Source organism: Candidatus Koribacter versatilis Ellin345 (assembly GCF_000014005.1).
GTDB lineage: Bacteria > Acidobacteriota > Terriglobia > Terriglobales > Acidobacteriaceae > Korobacter > Korobacter versatilis_A.
The window spans coordinates 2,767,022-2,784,214 of the sequence record NC_008009.1; the positions used below are offsets into that span (position 1 = coordinate 2,767,022).

At 58.6% G+C, this 17,193-nt stretch carries 18 protein-coding genes; 5 read left to right on the forward strand and 13 right to left on the reverse strand.

What is annotated here, in order from left to right; all coding sequences use genetic code 11:
* Nucleotides 1-22: 22 nt before the first annotated feature.
* Nucleotides 23-1,684 carry a B12-binding domain-containing radical SAM protein gene (locus tag ACID345_RS12045; RefSeq protein ID WP_011523138.1) on the forward strand — a complete coding sequence of 554 codons (1,662 nt, stop codon included), beginning with the start codon at nucleotides 23-25 and terminating at the stop codon, nucleotides 1,682-1,684.
* On the opposite strand, the gene ACID345_RS12050 is transcribed toward ACID345_RS12045, so the two are convergent.
* The 6 genes from ACID345_RS12050 to ACID345_RS12075 all read right to left on the reverse strand — a co-directional run bounded on the left by ACID345_RS12050 (nucleotide 1,681) and on the right by ACID345_RS12075 (nucleotide 8,250).
* Nucleotides 1,681-2,100 (reverse strand): CoA-binding protein, encoded by a 420-nt coding sequence (locus ACID345_RS12050; RefSeq protein ID WP_228370772.1) that lies wholly within the window; start codon nucleotides 2,098-2,100, stop codon nucleotides 1,681-1,683. The two genes, ACID345_RS12045 and ACID345_RS12050, sit on opposite strands and share 4 nt — an antisense overlap.
* A gap of 3 nt (nucleotides 2,101-2,103) precedes the next feature.
* Complete coding sequence (locus ACID345_RS12055; RefSeq protein ID WP_011523140.1) at nucleotides 2,104-3,309, reverse strand: hypothetical protein; 1,206 nt, start codon at nucleotides 3,307-3,309, stop codon at nucleotides 2,104-2,106.
* A gap of 4 nt (nucleotides 3,310-3,313) precedes the next feature.
* Entirely contained in the window at nucleotides 3,314-3,973 is a 660-nt protein-coding gene (locus ACID345_RS12060) for an HD domain-containing protein (protein ID WP_228370773.1), read from the reverse strand.
* A gap of 596 nt (nucleotides 3,974-4,569) precedes the next feature.
* A protein-coding gene (prfB, locus tag ACID345_RS12065; protein WP_148210098.1) for a peptide chain release factor 2 occupies nucleotides 4,570-5,695 on the reverse strand; the annotation gives its coding sequence in 2 pieces (ribosomal slippage) (nucleotides 4,570-5,625 and nucleotides 5,627-5,695; 1,125 coding nt in all).
* A 20-nt stretch (nucleotides 5,696-5,715) separates the two neighbouring features.
* Nucleotides 5,716-7,296: an apolipoprotein N-acyltransferase gene (gene lnt, locus ACID345_RS12070; protein ID WP_011523143.1), complete on the reverse strand. Its 1,581-nt coding sequence runs from the start codon at nucleotides 7,294-7,296 to the stop codon at nucleotides 5,716-5,718.
* Between the two features lie 66 nt (nucleotides 7,297-7,362).
* The gene (locus ACID345_RS12075; protein WP_011523144.1) at nucleotides 7,363-8,250 is read right to left on the reverse strand and encodes a RibD family protein; all 888 of its coding nucleotides are present in this window, start codon (nucleotides 8,248-8,250) and stop codon (nucleotides 7,363-7,365) included.
* Nucleotides 8,251-8,314: 64 nt separating this feature from the next.
* Between ACID345_RS12075 and ACID345_RS12080 the strand changes: the two genes are divergently transcribed.
* The gene (locus ACID345_RS12080; RefSeq protein WP_011523145.1) at nucleotides 8,315-9,187 is read left to right on the forward strand and encodes a halocarboxylic acid dehydrogenase DehI family protein; all 873 of its coding nucleotides are present in this window, start codon (nucleotides 8,315-8,317) and stop codon (nucleotides 9,185-9,187) included.
* A 2-nt stretch (nucleotides 9,188-9,189) separates the two neighbouring features.
* On the opposite strand, the gene ACID345_RS12085 is transcribed toward ACID345_RS12080, so the two are convergent.
* The 5 genes from ACID345_RS12085 to ACID345_RS12105 form a co-directional block, all read right to left on the reverse strand.
* The gene (locus ACID345_RS12085) at nucleotides 9,190-9,798 is read right to left on the reverse strand and encodes a hypothetical protein (RefSeq protein WP_011523146.1); all 609 of its coding nucleotides are present in this window, start codon (nucleotides 9,796-9,798) and stop codon (nucleotides 9,190-9,192) included.
* Between the two features lie 12 nt (nucleotides 9,799-9,810).
* A complete protein-coding gene (gene lpxD, locus ACID345_RS12090) occupies nucleotides 9,811-10,812 on the reverse strand; it encodes a UDP-3-O-(3-hydroxymyristoyl)glucosamine N-acyltransferase (RefSeq protein WP_011523147.1) in 1,002 nt (333 codons plus the stop codon).
* A 58-nt stretch (nucleotides 10,813-10,870) separates the two neighbouring features.
* Complete coding sequence (locus ACID345_RS12095; protein WP_320408730.1) at nucleotides 10,871-11,794, reverse strand: lysophospholipid acyltransferase family protein; 924 nt, start codon at nucleotides 11,792-11,794, stop codon at nucleotides 10,871-10,873.
* A 72-nt stretch (nucleotides 11,795-11,866) separates the two neighbouring features.
* On the reverse strand, nucleotides 11,867-12,691 hold the full coding sequence (locus tag ACID345_RS12100; protein ID WP_011523149.1) for a lipid-binding SYLF domain-containing protein: 825 nt from the start codon (nucleotides 12,689-12,691) through the stop codon (nucleotides 11,867-11,869).
* A gap of 358 nt (nucleotides 12,692-13,049) precedes the next feature.
* Nucleotides 13,050-13,709 carry a response regulator transcription factor gene (locus ACID345_RS12105; RefSeq protein ID WP_011523150.1) on the reverse strand — a complete coding sequence of 220 codons (660 nt, stop codon included), beginning with the start codon at nucleotides 13,707-13,709 and terminating at the stop codon, nucleotides 13,050-13,052.
* A 123-nt stretch (nucleotides 13,710-13,832) separates the two neighbouring features.
* Here ACID345_RS12105 and ACID345_RS12110 point away from each other — a divergent pair, with 123 nt between their 5' ends.
* Nucleotides 13,833-14,249: a hypothetical protein gene (locus ACID345_RS12110; RefSeq protein ID WP_011523151.1), complete on the forward strand. Its 417-nt coding sequence runs from the start codon at nucleotides 13,833-13,835 to the stop codon at nucleotides 14,247-14,249.
* A 13-nt stretch (nucleotides 14,250-14,262) separates the two neighbouring features.
* Here ACID345_RS12110 and ACID345_RS12115 read toward each other — a convergent pair whose 3' ends face one another.
* Both ACID345_RS12115 and ACID345_RS12120 read right to left on the reverse strand, forming a co-directional pair.
* A complete protein-coding gene (locus ACID345_RS12115) occupies nucleotides 14,263-15,222 on the reverse strand; it encodes a quinone oxidoreductase family protein (protein WP_011523152.1) in 960 nt (319 codons plus the stop codon).
* A gap of 46 nt (nucleotides 15,223-15,268) precedes the next feature.
* Nucleotides 15,269-16,003, reverse strand: coding sequence for a hypothetical protein (locus ACID345_RS12120; RefSeq protein ID WP_041855663.1), 735 nt, complete (start codon nucleotides 16,001-16,003; stop codon nucleotides 15,269-15,271).
* 103 nt (nucleotides 16,004-16,106) lie between these two features.
* Here ACID345_RS12120 and ACID345_RS12125 point away from each other — a divergent pair, with 103 nt between their 5' ends.
* Nucleotides 16,107-16,547 (forward strand): hypothetical protein, encoded by a 441-nt coding sequence (locus ACID345_RS12125; RefSeq protein ID WP_041855664.1) that lies wholly within the window; start codon nucleotides 16,107-16,109, stop codon nucleotides 16,545-16,547.
* 73 nt (nucleotides 16,548-16,620) lie between these two features.
* Nucleotides 16,621-17,184 (forward strand): DUF4337 domain-containing protein, encoded by a 564-nt coding sequence (locus ACID345_RS12130; protein ID WP_011523154.1) that lies wholly within the window; start codon nucleotides 16,621-16,623, stop codon nucleotides 17,182-17,184.
* The last annotated feature ends 9 nt before the right edge of the window (nucleotides 17,185-17,193 follow it).

Below are 17,193 nucleotides of genomic sequence, written 5' to 3' on the forward strand. Positions count from 1 at the left end.
CTTGATTTCATGAAGGATTCGTATGCCTGATAGCGCCGGAATTCTGCCGTTGCCACTCTTCTCGTCTTCATTGAAGCGAGACACGAGCCGTCCTGTGATGTTGATTGGCTTCCAGCACCAGGGAAACCTGGGCTTAGGCTACCTCGCGTCAACCCTGCGCGAGCACGGCTATAGCGTACTGACCTGCGACTTCGAGGCAGAGACGAGCGAGATCATCGAGTCGGCGCGGCAGAGCAAGCCGATGATTGTTGGCTTTTCCCTCATATTTCAGTTCTATATTCGCAAGTTCGACGCTCTAATGCAGGCGTTGCGCGCGGCCGGCGTCGATTGCCACTTCACCATCGGCGGACACTTCCCCAGCTTGAGTCACGAGGAGACGCTGCGCATGTTGCCGGAACTGGACAGCGTAGTGCGCTTCGAGGGCGAGATGACGCTGCTGGAACTCGCCGACGTGATTGGCACAGGACGCGACTGGCATGACCTCCAGGGAATTGCCTATCGCGGAACGACCGGTGTTGTCACCAACCCGATGCGTTCGTTAGTGGATGATCTCGATTCCCTCCCCTATCCCGAACGAAACTTTGAGCCGGAGAAAGCGCTGGGACGCAAAGCCCTGCCGCTGCTGGCCAGCCGCGGATGTGCCCGTACTTGCTCCTTCTGCTCCATCCAGACGTTCTACCGCACCGCGCCAGGAAAGATCGTCCGCACGCGCAAGCCGGCGAAAGTGATCGAAGAAATGCAAGCGATGCACGAAGAGCGCGGCATCTCCATCTTCCTCTTCCAGGATGACGACTTCCCTCTTTTCGGACCGGTGTGGCGGCGCTGGGCTTACGACTTCGTAGATTGCATGCACCGCAGTGGTCTCGCGCAGCGCGTAATCTGGAAGATCAACTGCCGTGCCGATGCCGTAGAACCCGAGATCTTCACCGCGATGCGCGACGCAGGCCTGTACCTGGTCTACATGGGGCTTGAGTCCGGCAACGAAGAAGGACTGAAGACACTGCACAAGCAAGTGTCGGTGGAGCAAAACATCCGCGCCGTCGAAATGCTCAAGCAGGTCGGCCTGCTCTTCGAGTTCGGCTTCATGATGTTCGATCCGGGCAGCACCTTGGAGTCGATCAAGCAGAACCTGCGTTTCCTGCGCACGATCTTGAACGACGGCTGCGCCGCCGCAGTCTTCTGTCGCATGCTTCCCTACGACGGCACACCGATCAAGGACGAACTGGAACGCGCTGGCCGGCTGCTTGGAGATGTCTGCGCACCATCGTATGACTTCCTCGATCCGAGAGTTTCAAAGATGTATAACTCGCTGTCGCAGATCGTGGATGTCTGGGGATGGATCCATGGGTATCGAGCACTCTCGCCGCAATTGAACTGGGCTTGGAACGAGGTCGCCATCATGGAGCGGCTGTATCCGGGAATCGACGGGCTGGAAGAGTATCGACGGAGGCTCGCTGCAGTTACGAAGAAGAGTAACGATGTCCTCTTCTCGGTGATGGACAACCTGCTCGAAGTGGCAGAATTCGATGCCGCCGAGCGCTGGGACAACGCGCGCCTTGACGCTCTACGAAGAGAGTTCCTGGAAGAACTGCTGCGCGAGCGCGATGCGTTCGTGGAGCACAACCAGTCGACAATGTTGCGTGTGCTACGAGCGCAACCAGTGCAAGAGGCGGCGTCAGCTTAACGCATTCGTTTGCGGTGCTCTTTCAGGATGCACTCGTCCATCACGACGAAAATCCCGGCGTCGCGGGCCTTCTGCGCGGCTTCTTCGTGGACGACTGTTTCCTGGAGCCACAGCGCTGGAACTTTCAGCTGGATCGCTTGGTCCACGATTTCGGGCACGGCATCAGGACGCCGGAAGACATCCACGATATCAATCTTTTCCGGAATATCGAGCAACGACGCGTACGACTTCTCGCCGAGGGCCTCAGACACCTGCGGATTGACTGGAATGATCCTGTAGCCGTGCGACTGCATGTACTGCGAGACCCCATAGCTAGGCTTCATGGGATTGTCGGAGAGGCCGACAACAGCGATGGTCTTGGCGGACTTCAGGAGTTCGGCAATCGGATCGGTGGACATGATGGTTGGATGTCGCAATTCCTATTCTTGTTTCTTTTCCGCGCGCTGTTTGTAGAGCTTCAGGGCCATTTTGCGAATGGTGTCGTTAACATTCTTGTTGGTCGACATTCCGCGAAGATCGTTAATCATGAGGCCCTTGACCAATGGAAGCGAGATATCGAGGGGACAGCGTGGGTTGGTGCAGAGGTTGCGCTGCACGAGGTAGCTGCGCATGAACTTTCGTTTTGATGAAATTCCGCGCAGCACGCTCTCCTGCACATTTTTCAGCGAAGCGAAGAGTTCGGCCTCCTGGTCGGTAAGCTTCGGGCTTTCGAGGACGGCGGCGGACACGACCTTGGACCCATCACGAATGAGAATGAAACGCTCGTCCTTGGAGCCTTTCATCGCGAGTTGGACGCGCTCGCCCACCCCCAACCGGGCGATCTTCTGGAAGGCGCTGACCTTCTTGCGGATGGACGGATCCGGTTTACCCTGCACGACTTCCGGCTTTTGTGCGGCAGTCGCCGTGTTAATGAGCGAGGGTACGGCTCCAGCGCCACTGATAACGCCTCCTGCCGGGTTCGCAATGGCATCTTCCTGAACGGGCGCCGGTGAATCGACATAGATCTCGAAGGCTTTTCCTTCTTCGGCGGCGATCTCGTCGGCGTGCTCCGAGGTGTAGCGCTGGAGTTCGCCGTTGAGAATGTCCTCCGCGAACACGGGTTCGTCGGGATCCACGTCCAACTGGGCCTGCTCGATGAGGTAGTCGGTGTTCTCGCCGAGGTTGGCGAGCGCCGAGCGGACGACGATTGCGTCCTCTTCCGGCAGGCTGATGTTCATCGAGATGGCATGCAGGGTAGAGATATTGCCGAGCACCCGTGGATGCCACAACATGTTCGCCAGCACGCGAGTGGAAGCCTGCATTGCAAGCCGAACCATCATGTCTTCGGTGACCGATGGATTAGCAAGCAGCGCGTTCAGCAGTGGAAGGCGGAAGTTGCCGGCGTCCATGAAATAGTTGAGGACATCCGGCGAGCACTTCGGATCGGCCAGGACCAACTTTGCATCCTTCTCGCTCCATCCCGCGAGGGTCAGGCTCGCCTCTTTGCCAAAAACAGGATGGCCCGCAAGGTAGACGAGAATTTCGATCATCTCGCCGGGCGCTACGGAGAGCGCGCCCTTAGCGGCGCTCCGCATCATGTTGGCGGGGATCGCCGACGACTTGATCAACTCGATCATTCGCTTCATCGCGCTAACACGGCTCCTGGCTGGCGATTCGAGGCATCTCTGCGGGACGATTGTAGCCTGTGAGCCGCTTCATCTCATCCACAACATTTGCCAGCTCTTCGACGAGGTCGTTGGTGCCGGCATGGCGGTAGGCATGGACGAGTTCGTCGTAGTACCAAACGGTGTTCTTGCGACCGCCGTTGAAGCGGTCGAGCGCGGTGAGGCCTTCGAGGCGAAGGTCACGGACAATGGTGCGCGCGTTGTAAAGCTTGTCTGCGGCGGAAACGAGGCGAGTGTCGGTGTCTTCATGGACGATGCGCGCCAGGTACTCCTGCTTGCGCTGCAACCACGGCTCTTTCTGCGAAGCGTCGAGAACGTAACTATCGGTGCAGCCGTCGACGATGTGCGCTACGCGATCCCCAAAGCGTTCGCGAATTTGCTCCAGCATGGGCCGGCCCCCGTGGTCTTCGACCGCGTCATGAAGGAGAGCGGCGATGGCCATTTCCTCGTCGCCACCGTAATCAACCACGAGCGAGCAGACGCCGAGGAGATGAGAGATGTAGGGGCGTCCGGTGCCTTTGCGGATGTCGTGACGATGAAGATCGTGCGCGAGGAGGAGGGCCTCGTCAAACTTCGGTCCGAAGGGTTGGTTGGGAGCGGCGGGCGGCATGGACAAGAATAACAAGGCGGGCGGTTCGTGCCGGTTGCAATCGGTCAGGGAGCTCGGTCTGTCCTTTTTGCGAGTACCCCACCCCCCTCCCCACCCTCTAGTGTTTTCAATAATTTAGCCTATGCAATCTCTGCAAATTCCTATTTTTAAAGATACTTAGAGGTAAATTCCTCTCGGCGTAGGAGTTAGGTGGGTTTTTCTGAAGATTTCTGCGTGTTATCGGACATTAAGGCAGAATCCTAAACCACGAAGAACACGAAAGAAAACACGAAGGAATTTGGAGATATAGGCATTCGAATTCTCGCGAATTTTCGGGCCGAAGAGTTCAAAAAATGTGGGGTTTGCGCGAACTTTTCGCGATTTCCGCCGAAATATTCGTGGTTTTGAGGAGCAAATTGGTGCTCCGAATTAGGGCGGACGCTCTCGTGTCGTGTGATTGCGGGACGGAGTTTTCAAAGAACCGGGGTCCTAACGCCAGGGCGCAAACCGGAAGCGCGATCGCGCCGCAGTCACCCACTCTCGTAGCTTCGCCGACAATTGGGCGACAGGTCTGTGAAGCAGAGCACACGGCTGTGTGTGATGGGTCACACGACAAACGTGGGGAACGTCGACTAAGCGGATTGCGCTGAGTCTCCGCCCTTGGACTCCGAACGGCGCATGAGGAGGTAAGCGCGAATGAAGCCCTTCAGGTCGCCGTCTAGAACGCGATCGGGATCGCCAACTTCGAACTTCGTTCGATGGTCCTTCACCATGCGATACGGGTGCAGGACGTACGAACGAATCTGCGAGCCGAAGTCGATGTCGAGCTTGGAGTCTTCGACTTTCTGCGAGGCGGCGCGCTTCTTTTCCAACTCGTATTCGTAGATCTTCGAGCGAAGGATCTTCATCGCGCGTTCGCGGTTCTTATGCTGCGAACGCTCGTTCTGACAGCTCACTACGATGCCCGTCGGGAAGTGCGTGATACGGACGGCTGAGTCGGTGGTATTGACGTGCTGGCCGCCCTTGCCGCCGGAGCGGTAAGTGTCAGTACGGATGTCGTCCGGTTTGACGATCACTTCAATACTCTCGTCGATTTCCGGCGAGACGAAGACACTGGCGAACGAGGTATGACGGCGCTTCGCCTGATCGAACGGCGAAATCCGCACCAGCCGATGCACACCGATTTCGCTGGTCAGAAGCCCGTAGGCGTCCTGCCCTGCGACGGTAATTGTGACCGACTTCAGCCCGGCTTCTTCACCGGGCTGGTAGTCGTTGACGGTCGTTTCAAAGCCTTGGCGCTCAGCCCAGCGCAGATACATGCGGAGCAGCATTTCGGCCCAGTCCTGCGACTCGGTGCCGCCTGCACCGGGATGGATGGTGACGATGGCGCTGAGGCGATCGCTGTCGCCGCTGAGCAGCGTTTCGGTTTCGAGCTTCTCGACGATGTCGCGGAGCTGGTCCATTTCGCGGCGAAGATCGGCGGTGATGTCTTCGCCTTCTTTCGCGAGGTCGAAGTAGGCGGTGATGTCATCCGTGCGGCGGCTGAGGTCTTTGTCGGTGGCGAGCGCGTCTTCCAGGCGCTTGCGTTCGCGCATTACACGCTGAGAATTTTCAGGATTGCCCCAGAGGTTGGGATCGGCAGCTTCTTTTTCTACTTCCGCCAACTGCGTGCGGAGCCGGGGAGCGTCAAAGATACTCCTTCAGCTCACGGACTTTCTTGCTTAGCTCGACGTATTCCTGCTCGAGTTCCTCAAACATTGGAGCCTTTCGATGCGTGGTTAGACCGGTTGCGGCTGGGGCATTTCTGCCTCCGGGCGATGCCGGATGACGAGCGCCGCTAACGAAATTATGACACAGCAGATGGGGAACCAATCGCCGTGCTCAGTATAGAAGGTCTTCCCGCTTAGATACGCGTAGGGCGCTTGCATGTAGGCGCGAACGTTGCGCGGCTGGACGGCCGCAATGCGTCCGTAAGGGTCGATCGAAGCAGTAATTCCAGTGTTCGTGGAGCGCAGCAGCCAGCGCTCGTTCTCGATCGCACGCATTCGCGCCATGTTCAAGTGTTGACCAGGAGCGCCGGTGTCGCCGAACCAACCGTCGTTGGAAATGTTAATGAAGAGGTCGGCGCCGTTGTCGGCGAACTGGCGCACTTCATTCGGGAAAATGCTCTCGTAACAGATGAAGACGCCAACTTGCTGCTTGCCCAGATCTAGGAGCTTGCGTTCGTGGCCGGGCTTGAAGGTCCCGACTTCATGGGTAAGCGATTTGGCAAAACTCAGAAGAGATGCGAACGGAACGTATTCGCCGAACGGCACGAGGTGGTTCTTGTCGTAGCGCGCAGACCACTTGGCGTCGGGCGTGATGAGCACGGCAGAGTTATAGACGTTGGGTTGTACGTCTTCCCTGCCCGTGTTCTCGATACCGATGCTGCCGGCAATTACATACGAGTGCGTCTCTCGGGCGATGTTCATCATCGCGCCGCGGAAGTGGTAGTCGGTGACGAAGAACGGCGCGGGTGATTCAGGCCAGATGATGAGGCCGGGATCGTCGGCAGTCGCATTGTTCGGCGCCACGCTGAACTTCGCAAGGTCGGCGAGCGTGGAGTTGAGCGCAGGCTCGGTCCACTCGATGTCTTTGACCGGGATATTTTCCTGCACCAGCACCGCGTACCTGTTGGGCGGCGGCGCTTGCATCGGGACGAGCCGCCAGACTTGAAGGCCAATCGTCGCGCAGATGGCGGCAACCAGCATGGTGGCGCGCTGGCGGCGAGCAACGAGAGCAGCCGCGGCAAAGGCGGCGTTCACAAGGGCGATTTCGAATGACAAGCCGTAGACGCCGGTGAAGGTCGCAATGCGAGCCAGGGGAATGTTGTCCACCTGCGCGGTGCCGAGGAGGTTCCATGGGAAGCCGGTGACGTAGGTTCGCGCCAGTTCCACCGAGACCCAGAGAAACGGCGCGAGCACGAGAGCGCGCAGGCTGTATCCCTGGCGCTTACGCGCACTGAGTGCGAGCAAGATTCCGAACAGCCCGTGATAAAGCCCAAGGTACATTGCGAACATGATGAGCAGGATCGCGGAGACGAAGACGTTCAGACCTCCGTAGAGGTGCATGACGTGGAAGACCCAGTAGCAGCTTCCCAGGTACCACACGATGCCGCTTGCGTAGCCGAGGAAGAAGCCTTGCTTCAGGCTGGCAGGCGCGAGGAAGCTCGAGCCACCTTCGGCGAGAAGCTGCACGGCATCGGGATCGCGAGCGCGCAGAATGGCGATGATGAGAGGGGCGACGGCGATCCAACACAGGAAGTACAAAGCAGGCCGCGGAAATATCAGCACCTGAAGAACGCCGGAGAGAACGGCCATTCCCCATGCCTGCTTATGGATTCGCTTCACTCATCGAGTGTAGCAAATACATTTGTGGATATAGGTTTACGAGTTCTGTACCCGTCGGCGGCGATACCGATTGAACTCGTGGTCACCAAGCTTGCGGCTGCTGATCCAGCGCCACCACGTCGCGGTCTCCTTGGTGAAGCCGGGACCACCGAAAATCGTGGGGCGCAACAAGGCAGGGCCGGTTTCATTGGGCTGACGTTCCTGTTCGGGCGGAACAAGCTGACCGGTCTCGATTGGGGAAATGGTCACGAATTTTTCATCAATCAGGTCGGCACGGGCGAGCGCGCCGTAGAGCGTGGGGCCGCCTTCGCAGAGCAGGTTGCGGATATTTAGGTCGTCGCGAAGTTTGTGCGCAGCTAGCGACCAGTCAATCAACGGGCCTTCGCCGGCGATGATGAGCGCAACGTGCGACGGCAGCGAGCCGAGGTTCGTGGCTCCGAGTTCGGTGGTCACGATACCCGGCTCGACTTGGCTGCCGTCGAAGAGCTTGAGGTCGCGCCATGGGAGTTTGCCGTGTCCGGTGGCGATGAGGTTGCGCTCGGGACCAAGGCCGAGTTTCGTGCGGAGGTCCTGTACCTCGGGATCGACGACGCGGAAGACGATGCCGCGGCTATCGGCGCCGCGCGCGTTGCGCTCGTCGAGAAGCGTGGTCGCGCCGGTGAGGATGGCGTCGGCGTGCGCGCGCAGGAGGTCCATGAGCCAGCGATCGTCGGGCGATTGTGAAATGTCGCCGCCAGCGAAATGACGGCCGAGAAGAGAGACGATGCCGTCGAGTGACTGGACGAAGTTGGAGTAGATCCACGGGCGATCGAATGGAGCCGAGGGGAACCCGAGATGGCCATAACGTGCGTACGCCGGGTGCTCGACGGGCGAAAGCTCGGCGCGGTCAAAAAGAATTTCGAATGGCTCGGCCATTTTCACCATTGTACGGAACTCTTAGGGACTACACCTTACGTCCTTTCTGGCACCGATTACATCGGAGAGAGATATGCCATGGAGAAGAGGAAATCGACTGACGTTGTTGCAGGAGCGTGAAGCTTCGGGGCGCGTGGCCGAGGTCTTCGAAGAACTGAAATTTGCGCTGGGAATCGGGTATGTGCCAGTTCCCTTCCAGGCGTTCGCCGCGTATCCGGCGTTCCTCGATGCGCTGATTAAGGCGATGCGGCCATTGCTCGCGACACGAGAGTTCTTCGACTCCGCAGCCCGTTTACGGGCAGAGGCCTACACCGATGTGCACAATTATTTTAAGGTTGCGGCGATAGGTGAAGGGCTGAGCGCGGCGGAAGCCGCGGCTGAGATGGAGCTATTCGGCTTCGTCGAATCGGCCATGCTGCTCATGCTCAGCGTGCAGTCGCAGGCATTCGAAGGGCCGGTCGGACTTGACGTTGCGGGGCATCCAGCGGGTCTGATGGCGATTATGTCCTCACCGGATTTCGTGAACTCAGAGACGACAAGTCCGCCTGTAAAACGCGTTTTAGATGAACAACGCCACCTGCTGGAGTTGGCGTACTACTCCGATGAACAGCGATCGCTGACCCATTCGCCTGAGTTGCTATTTGCGTATTGGCGGGTTCTGAAGCCTCTGCTGAATACAGCCATTCACGAGCGCATGGTGTTTGATATCCGTGAGAGCGCGTGGAAATGCGCCCTCGAGATTCCGGTGCAGGTGAACCTCGAAATTGCAAAGTTGCTCGAGGCAGGCGTTGGAGAGGAAGAGATTGGAATTGTCGGCAGAATGACGGAATTGCTGGCGCGTGGTGCGGCGATTGGGCTGATGAACGCGATGATTGGGAAGATCGGGATGGAAGGTGGGAATGTTAGTACGCCAAGAGTTGACGAGCCGGAAGAACGCGTGGCATAGGGTTAGGAGGGTATCTCCAGTTGATCGCGCACGAATTCAGCGAACGCTTCTGGAACATATTCCGGGGGCTTGAACTCGAACACTGGTCTTCCCTGCGCCGGCTTTAGCGAGACATTCTTCCATTCAACCTGACCTTCACCTGAGCGCATGAGGATGGCATCGGCGCGATCTAGGTACTCTCGTGCGCTGGATTTGAAGTCGGCGCGTGTGGGGTCGAGGACGGCAATGTACAGCGCCGGGCGGATAAACTTCATCACGCTATTGGACTCGATGATAACGTTCTCGGCCTTGGCGATTTCGGCGCGGACGCGAGGCATCGCTTCAGCAAGCATGCCTTGCTGGGTTCGCACCCAGAGAACACGCTCGGCGCCAGCAACTAGGAAGCGTGAAGTGTCGGTATCGCCGGCGCGATTGTGTTCTTCGGAGACGGCGAGGCTGTGGTCGGCGGTGACGCAGTCGCAGGGCTCGCCGTTGGCGGAGCACACGCCGTGGCCGTATTGCGTGATTTTCATCGCCAGCCAGTGGCGCTCGGGCAGCGCGGCGATGAGACCGGCAACGACGCTGGTTTTACCGACGTCGCGCGAGTGTCCGCCAATGACAACGATGGCCATGCTGATTGGATGTTACTCGCTGCGGCGGGAGAGACGCGAGAGCGCCGCCTGTTCACGCAGATACTGCTTCAGAGGCTTGGCCGGCGTTCCGAAACACGGACCTTTTTCGCGGAAGATCTTTTCGGAAAGGATGCCGGATTGTCCGCCTAGGATTGTTCCCTCTTCGAGCGTAGCGTGGTCGCCCATACCGACCTGGCCGCCGATGATCGATCCGGCGCCGATGGTGCAACTGCCGGAGATACCGGTCTGAGCGGCGATCACTACGTTCTCACCGATTCTGACGTTGTGCCCAATATGCACGAGGTTGTCGAGCTTTGTGCCGGCGCCGATGACGGTGTCTTCCAACCCACCGCGGTCAATGGTGACGTTGGCGCCGATGTCTACGTGATCTCCGACGATAAGATGACCGATCTGCGGCATCTGGTGGTAGCGACCGGTTAGTTTGTCGCGGACGTAGCCGAAGCCATCGCTGCCGAGCACGGCGCCGGCGTGGATGATGACGTGATTACCGATGTGGGTGCCGTGATAGATCGTGACGCGCGAGTGGATCTCGCAGTCAGTACCGATTTTCACATCGCTACCGATGCAGACCCCAGCCCCAATACACACACGATCGCCAATGTGTACGTGCTCGCCGAGAACGACGTAAGCGCCAACGACGACCTCGGCGCCGAAAACGACGGTCGGTGGAACCACCGCCGTGGGATGCACGATGCCGCCGGATCGCTTCTTATGGGAGCGGAGGACCTTTGCGGCTTTGGCGAAGGCCAGACGCGGCTGCGTGGAGATGAGCAGCGGCTTGGGAGCGTCGTGGGCAGAGGCCGCAAATTCGCCGACCACGATCGCAGCGGCGGGACTGGCGAAGGCGTCACCGAGATACTTCTCGTCCTCACAGAAAACCAAATCGCGCGGCGTGGCGTGGTTCAGGTTCGCGACGGAACAAATGGTTAACGTTGAATCGCCGATGAGACTGGATCCGGTGAGCTCTGCGAGCTTCTGTAAGGTGGCGGACATGCTGCTTATATATGCCTATCCGCGGAACGATGCAATGACGGAGCTCACACCGAGAACCTTAGTAAATGGACGGCTCGCCGGGCGGCCGGGTCTTCCAGCGACGATGCACCCAGAGCCATTGGTCGGGGTAGCGGCGGATAACATCCTCGATCGCTTTGTTGAAGAGCGCGGTGTTGGTGAGGACGTCGGCATCGGTGTTGCCGGTATTTACGAGCTTGATGGCAGGTTCGAAAAGCACGCGATACTTGCGGAGTTTGTCGTCCCAGACGGTGAATGCAGGAACCACGGCGGCGCCGGTCTTCATGGCGACGCGGGCCATTCCTGTGGCAGTACAAGCGAGGACGCCAAAGAAGGGAACGAAATCACCCTGCGGCGGCGTCATATTGGTGTCCATCAATATGCCGACAGTCTCGCCTTTGTGCATGGCGGCGAGGAGGCCGCGAGCGAAGTCCTGTTTCCCTAGAAGGCGATTGCCGAAGCGGCAGCGGAAGTCTTCGGCAAGCTGATTGAGATAAGGATTATCGAGCGGGCGGACCACGATGTTCATCGGGTGACCGTAAATCGAGTGCACGAAAGAACCGATTTCCCAGCCACCGACGTGGCCGGTGAGCAGCAGGACGCCCTTCCCAAGCTGTTCGGCCTGCTCGAAGTTTTCGAACCCGGCATAGACAGCGATCTTCTCGACGTTCTGGCGGTTATAACGCGGGAAGAGGCAGAACTCGGCGAGGAGGCGTCCTAGCGAAACGTACATACCGCGCAGGAGGCGATTGCGTTCGCGCTCGGGTTTGTCGGGAAAGGCGATCTGAAGGTTACGGCGGCCGACACGGCGCAGGCGCGGCAGAATCAGATATGCCACGTAGCCGATGAAGATGCCGTGCGCGCGGGCCAAAGGGCGCGGGAGGAGTGCCATGGCACGCATCAGCAGCCAGACCGGGGCGTACTCCAACCTTTTCAGCAAGGATCGCAAAGAGCGACGGTACACCGCTCGAAAATTTGAGTCAAACGAGAGAAGGCGGTGGATTGCTCCACCGCCTTCGATAGGCCCTCAAAGAGATTAATTCTGCGGATCGTCGGCACTTGCTGTCGGCTGGGACGGGATGTCCGACTCGGCCGGCTTGGTCGTGGTATCGGGGGCCGGTGTATCGGGGCTGGCAATGGACGGCGCGATCTGTCCTGCCGGGGCCTTTACCGGAGCGATGGCCACTGGCGCGGTGCCGCCAGCGTAGCGAGCCAGAGCGGTGAGCCAGGGCTGCGCATCTTCCGGAGAATCCGTGCCACCCTTCAAGAGTTTGTTGTAAGGAACCATGCGTCCGTAGAAGTCACGCGTAGCGTCGCGATCCTGCCGTACGGAAGCACCGTTCACCGAAACACCCGCAAACACGCCGCGCGCGCGGGAGTACGTCAGGATCTGCGCCCGCATTGCGATGTCGGTGCTGCCCTCGGCCTGACGGCCAACCGGGCCCGCAGCCACAGAGGCGTCGGCGCCAAGCTTGAATTTGCTGGAGAGGAGGCTGTTCATGCCGCGGTCGTTCATCACGACCATGACTAGGTCAACCGCCTGTCCGCCGATCTGGAAGCCGAAGCTGCCGCCTTCCATCACGAAGAACGCGGGAGGCGTCCAGCCTTTGTCGGTGCGGCAGCTTGCGACGCCGCGACCATAGGCGCCCCCGAAGATAAAGCCGCCTTTGAAGAGTGAAGGCACCACGGCGACGCACTTGGCGCCGTCGAGGACCCGTGAAGGAATTCCGGCATCTTTGGCAGCCATGATCTCGTCGAGCACATTGGCTGCGCTTTCCACGCGGTCAACTTCACTGGAGCGGTCGCCGGCCCATGCGGCGGCGCTCAGGAGGAGGATGAGCAGACCTGCAAGCTTTTTCATCGGAAAACGAGCCTCGAAAGACGACCATTTACTCGAAAGCAAATGGCTCTGTGGATTTGGCTCGATCTTACGATGATTAGAACCCGGCAGAATGGAAGGAGTTGTGGAATGCCGGTTACTCTTCTGACACGTGGCACTCTGGGGGAGGGCTTTGTCGAATAACCGGCCCCCACTTCAGCACCTGGGTTTCAAATCCCCGAGATTCGATGGGGCTGAACGAAGGACCCTCGCTCTCCGATCAGCCCCGTCTCCCAGGTACTGTAGTAGGTGAGAGGGAGTATCCGGCGGAAGTGCGAAGCACACAAGGTAACCCCCGCCATAGGGCGGGGGGACAAAGCGTCTTGCTACTTTAGTAACGTTATCGAGATGAGGTGACGAGTGAATGGGTGATGGCGTGGACGGAAAGCGCGATGCGATTCTGGACGCCGACCTTGCGCATGAGCTTGGCGACGTGCGCTTTTACGGTGCGTTCTTCGATGCCGAGAGCCGAGCCGATTTCCTTGTTCGACCTGCCTGCAACGAGGAGTTCCAGCACTTCTTTCTCACGATCGGTAAACGTAACGCGACCTGCCGGGAAGATGCGGCCCGGCGAGGAGGTGACGCGTTCGATGAATATGGAGAGCACGCGGCGCGGAGCCCATACACTGCCCTGATTGACGATGCGGATGGCCTGGACGAATTCGGCCGGCGAAGCGGCCTCGTCCACGTAGCCTTTAGCGCCCGCGGCCACGGCTTTCAAGATGGTTTCGTCGTCGGCTCCGGTGCCGGTGACGATAATACGGAGATCGGGACGGGCAGCCTTGAGGCTGGCCATCACGTCGAAGAGATTCTGGCCGTTTCTGCTGCCGAGCAGGACAAGATCCACGTCCTTACGATTAGCAAGTTCAGCAACAGTCGCCGACATCAGTTCGAGATCTGATTCGGCATCGAACAACGCGCGAAATCCAACAAAGCGCAGGGGGTCGCTCTCAACAACTGCAATCCGGATATGAGGCTTCTTTACCATGGTTGCTTTCATAGAGGGTCGCAGGGATATACGCTTGAGCGATGATAGTACCCGCAAACAGTGGGGGTTGCAAAGGAAGATCGGGGTAGAATGACGCAAAAGTCTTGCCTTACTCGTTAACAGCAGGAGCTCTGAATGCGATTGCGATCTACGACTCTGATAGTAGCTACTCTGCTCGTCGTTTCGTTTTGTGCCGCGCAGGAGTACCAACCGAAGTTCAAAGGCGATCCGGCAAAGAGCGACAGCGAGGCCGCAGCGCTCGGATTCATGCGTACCGTGGTCACCGCGCAGAAGAACTTCAAAGCCAAGCACAGCGCCTATGCCACTTCCCTGCCCGCTCTTGCCGGCACCGGATCGATCACTCGGCGCACCGTCGCCAGCAACAAGCGCGGCGATTACACCGTGGGATTCAGTGGCACCGCGGAGAACTACAAGCTAACAATGACCCCGGAGACGGTAGATGGGACGCATCGAGCGTTTTTTGTGGATGCTACGGGGAAGATCCGCGGCGAAGAGGACAAGGCAGCGACAGTGGAGTCGCCGACGATCTGATTGTTACCGGCAATCAAGGAACAAAAACAATTCGCCGACCGGACGCATCGCGATTCCAGGCACTCTCCACTTCAGCCAGCGAAACCCGCTCCGTTTCAATACGAAGCCTGCCACTGGCGGCGTGGTCGAAGACATTCTGCAAGGCGGATGTAAGGACTTCCCGGGGCGGCATTCCGGCCGTTCCCATGATGGTGAGGGCGGCGCTTCGCAGGGTGGCGGCATTCAAGGAGATTGTCGGAGCCGCACTCTCGCCGACCTGCACGAAGCGGGTCTCGGATTCAATCGGGGAGAATTCTCGTTTCGTGATCGCTTCGAAGAAAACTTGCGCGGGCTTCCCCCAAAGATAGTCCAGTACTACCTGGAAGCCACCGGACTGGATCTCCCCCTGGAAGGCTTGCCGCAATTCATCATCCGGTACGTCGAGCCGGATGCTCGCGTCCGCTCCGAGCGCAGCGAGTTTGCGCAGCGATTCTTGATTACGGCCGGCGGCTACAACTCTTCCAGCGCCTAGAAGCTTTGCAGCTTGAATCGCGAGTCGCCCTGTTACTCCGGTGGCTCCAAGGACCAGCAAATTGTCGCCCTGGCTGAGCTTGCCTCGGTAGGTCAGTGACAGCCACGCGGAAACACCGGGATTCGGAATCGCCGCTGCGACCTCATCGCTCAGACCGTCCGGGACCGGGAAGGAAAACACGGTGCGAACCACGGCGCGTTCGGCCATTGCTCCGAAGGGCGGACGCGTTCCGCCGAAATACACTCTCTGTCCGCTGGGAAGTTTGCCAACACCGTCGATGCCACACACGGATGGAAAAACCTTGGCGCTGGCATAGTGGGAACCGCTGGCGATTTGCTTATCAACCTGCTTCAGGGATGCTGCAAGGACTTCAACAACGGTTTCGCCCGCACCGGCAACCGGATCTTCAAACGTCTCGTAGCGAGGGGCTTTCCCGGCGGCATGCAAGACTGCGGCTTTCATGGTGAGAGATTGTATGAAATCTCGTCGCTTCGACCAAGCTTCCCAGTCATGATCGAACGTCAAGGGACGCCAGCAGATATTTTTTAATCTCTGGCTTCATCTTCGACTTGCTGAGCACCTCCCTTACCAGGTGCTCGGGAAATCCATGAACAAATTTGATAGCAGCGGCGAGGGGCGTGTGTGAATTGCGCAGGAGCGCCAGGCGGATATCGCGACGGAGTGCCCACTTTGCGTCAGTGCAGAGGATGAGAACAGTGTGAGCAGGGACGTCACGATGGCCGAGAGCTTTGATGATGATCGATTCCGTCATCTTCGGATTCTGGAGAGCGGCATAGAGGACGCGTTCGGTCGTATCCTGAAGGAGTGCGCCGGCAACACGGCCTGAGGCCTGCTTCGCAAGAGTGAGACGCTCGCCTTCGGAAATCTGTGCGAGACGGGATATGACAGTTTCGTCGATGGCAACTTTGACGTCGGCGGGAACGCCCGGAAGCAAGGCGATTTTCACCAGATCAAACGTGTAGAGGTGACGGGTTAGAGGCAGCGATATGTGCCGCGGCGTTCTCGGATGGCTCGCAATGGCAATGTTGACCTTGCGATGCTTTCGCACGGACGTATTTTTCGAAATCGCCTCGACGACGTTGGCGGGGAGGTCGCGACGCGTGAGCAGCGACAAGGCTATCTCTTCCGTAAGCGCATGACTATTGGCGATCGCGAGCAGTTCCTCGGGATCGCGAGACTGGGCACGATCAGCGAGCGAGGAACCTGGGGTTCCGGGGTCCATTGCTGAGAAGTTTACCCGATGCACTATTTCGCTTCGCAGAAGGTAAACTGGACACACATACCCATGCGCCGTCTCGACCACTGAAGCGATAGGACAGTTGAAGATGGAAGAATTTCGCGGCTGGAAATTAGCGTGTCTTACGTTCCTGATCTTTCTCCTCGTAACCATCCTTGGCTATACGTTCGAACGCATGTTGTACCGAGACGGCATCAACCGGAAGCTCATCTTCATTGAATCAGCTGCGCTGACGGGCTTGGTCGTCGCCGGGCTGTTCCTGCAATACACACGCACACTACAGAACCGGCGCCGCCTGGTGCAGGCACGGATCGGAGTGATTGCCGACATGAATCATCACATCCGCAATGCGCTCCAGGTGCTCTCCTACGGAACGGCAACCCATGGCGGCGAGCAGGAGACGGAGATGATGCGCGAGGCGATCGGACGAATTCAGTGGGCACTGAAAGAGGTGCTACCTGGGTATCTGCCGGAGACGCATATCCCACACGAACCAGTTCCGCCGACGTCGAGCCGCGTGGCATCGTGACTTGTATAAGCCTGCGGGATTCTCGTAACATCCACCGAACACCACAGCTCAGAGTTCCGGGAGAACGTACACCATGGAAAGCGCCGGCGAAGAACTGAACGAATTGCACGAGCAGGCGGAACACGCCGAGCACACCAAGATGATCGAGGTGAGCTTCACCATGAGTGTGTTGGCCGTGCTGCTGGCGGCGGCGACGCTGCTCGGGCATCGCGCGCACACGGAAGAGGTGGTGCTCTCCAACGACCGCACTGACCAGTACAACTTCTACCAGTTCAAAAAAGAGCGCGGGGTTTTGGCTGACCAGGAGGCCGATGTGCTCACGGTCCTCGCTGCTGAAGTGAAAGATGAACACTCACGCGAGAACATCGACAAGCTGAAGGACAAGTATGTTGAGCGCTCTAAGAAAGAGCGCGAGGACATCGACAAGATCAACGACAAAGCCAAAGAAATCGAAAAGGAGAAAGAGGTACTAACGCACAAGGCGGACCGTTTCGATCTTGCGGAGGGCTTTTTGGAAGTCGCGTTGGTGATCTGCTCGCTGACACTCCTCACCAGCAACCGGGCGTTCTGGTTGGCAGGAATCGCGATTGGCGTGGCGGGCGTGGTCGTGGTCGTTCTTGGATTGCTGTTGCACTAAGAAGCGGCG